We start from the raw sequence: 1,800 nt of genomic DNA on the forward strand, positions 1-1,800 counted from the left end.
ATTTTATATCCAGTCCATGGTGATAAAAACCATCATAAACCAGACATTTTTATTGGTGAGAATATAGACACTTTAAATGGGTTCTAACAAGTCGACTTCGCATAACCTCCATTATGTTAAATGGGGGAATCTTTGGCTTTAGAAAGGAGTGCTAAGCATAAAGAAATAAAAATCATACCTATCCAGCCAATGGGAGTTAACTTTTCTCCAACTAATGCTATTGCCAATATTGCAGCAACTAAAGGCTCAAACAAAGTTAAAGTAATTGCTTTACTTGCTGGAACAGTTTTTAAACCATAGCCAAATAATACATATCCTAAAAACATTGGAATAAGCATCATGTAGCCTACGACATAAATATTTATATTCTGTTCAAATAAATTTGAGCCAGTAAAGAATAAAGTAGGCAACAATAAAAGCGATGCGAAACCAAAAATCAGCCCCATAGAGGCTTTTGAATCTATTCCCCGATCTATAAGTTTTTTAGCTGCCCAGGAATATAAGGCATAGGTTAGTCCAGCAACAGCACCTAAAATGATTCCTAAAATTTGTCCATTATTTGTTATTTTATCTGAGGTTGTCGGTGAGTGTGACTCACCTATAGATAAAAAAATTACACCCATAATTCCCAAGATAAAACTAATAAACCAAATCATAGAAAGTTTTTTTTGATCAAAAAAACGTTCTAAAAGTGCTGTAAATAAAGGGGCAGTACCAATTGAAACAACAGTACCAATAGTTACCCCAGCTAAATGCATAGAAGAATAAAATGCCAAAGGATAAATAAAGACAGAAACGACTCCTGTTATCAGAATAACAAGATTAGAATTTATGTGAATTAAATTCTTTTTAATACTTTTTCGGGCTAAAAGTGCTTGTAAAAGACCACCACCACCCATAGCGGCAGCACCGATAGCAAGAGGACTGAGATTTGGAGCAAACGTAGCAGCTGTACCTGTAGTTCCCCAAAGAAAAGCAGCTAAAAGAACAGCAATAAATCCGTAATTAGAAGCATTAGGAAGCATATTACTCATACAACTTCTTGCTCTAAAATATTAAGGACGATTCTTTTTGCAGCTTGAATTTTATGACTTGAGCCTTCTAAACCTGCTCTAGCAATGGATCCTTCTAGAATAAAAGATAGCATTAAAGCTATTTTTTGAACTTTATCTTGATTTGGAAAAATCTCAGAAAGCTGATTAGAAATAATGTTTTCAATTTCATCTTTATGCAATTTAATAGCCCATCTTTCAGGACTATTCGCTGGAAATTCAGCAGCTGCATTTAATAGACCACATCCTCGAAAACCCTTTTCATAAGCAAATTCAGCATGATCTTGATAGGCATCAAAAACTGCTAATATTTTATCTAAAGGAGTATGTGCTTCCTTACTTCTAATGGCATATAAATCAAGCCACTCTTGATGTCTAGCCTCAATATAAGAGTTAACTATATGAGATTTAGCAGGGAAATTATTATATAAGGACATTTTTGCAACTTTTGCCTTTTCTGTAATGGCATTAATTCCAGTGTTATTTATGCCATCGTTATAAAATAGGATCGAGGCTGCTTCTAAAATTCGTTGCTTGGCAGTTTTCATAAGGTTTAATTTAGGTAGACCGATATACCTAATATATAAGATGAGAACAGAATATTCAATTTTTAAGCTTCCCTACAATTAACATAATACACCTTATACGAAATGTATGTGTTAGAACCCATTTAAAGTGTCTATATTCTCACCAATAAAAATGTCTGGTTTATGATGGTTTTTATCACCATGGACTGGATATAAAATAT

At 33.4% G+C, this 1,800-nt stretch carries 2 protein-coding genes; both read right to left on the bottom strand.

Annotated elements, in window-relative coordinates; all coding sequences use genetic code 11:
• Positions 1-116: 116 nt before the first annotated feature.
• Entirely contained in the window at positions 117-1,034 is a 918-nt protein-coding gene (locus NI468_RS15960; RefSeq protein ID WP_004733258.1) for a DMT family transporter, read from the bottom strand.
• Positions 1,031-1,600 (bottom strand): TetR/AcrR family transcriptional regulator, encoded by a 570-nt coding sequence (locus tag NI468_RS15965; RefSeq protein ID WP_004733260.1) that lies wholly within the window; start codon positions 1,598-1,600, stop codon positions 1,031-1,033. Before NI468_RS15965 ends, NI468_RS15960 begins: the two co-directional genes overlap by 4 nt.
• Positions 1,601-1,800: the final 200 nt, after the last annotated feature.

This window comes from Acinetobacter lwoffii (genome assembly GCF_024129355.1).
Classification (GTDB): domain Bacteria; phylum Pseudomonadota; class Gammaproteobacteria; order Pseudomonadales; family Moraxellaceae; genus Acinetobacter; species Acinetobacter lwoffii_I.

What these genes read in the sequence shown, in the direction of transcription:
- NI468_RS15960 (WP_004733258.1), bottom strand. Translation starts at nt 1,034, where the DNA reads ATGAGTAATATGCTTCCTAATGCTTCTAATTACGGATTTATTGCTGTT.
- NI468_RS15965 (WP_004733260.1), bottom strand. Translation starts at nt 1,600, where the DNA reads ATGAAAACTGCCAAGCAACGAATTTTAGAAGCAGCCTCGATCCTATTT.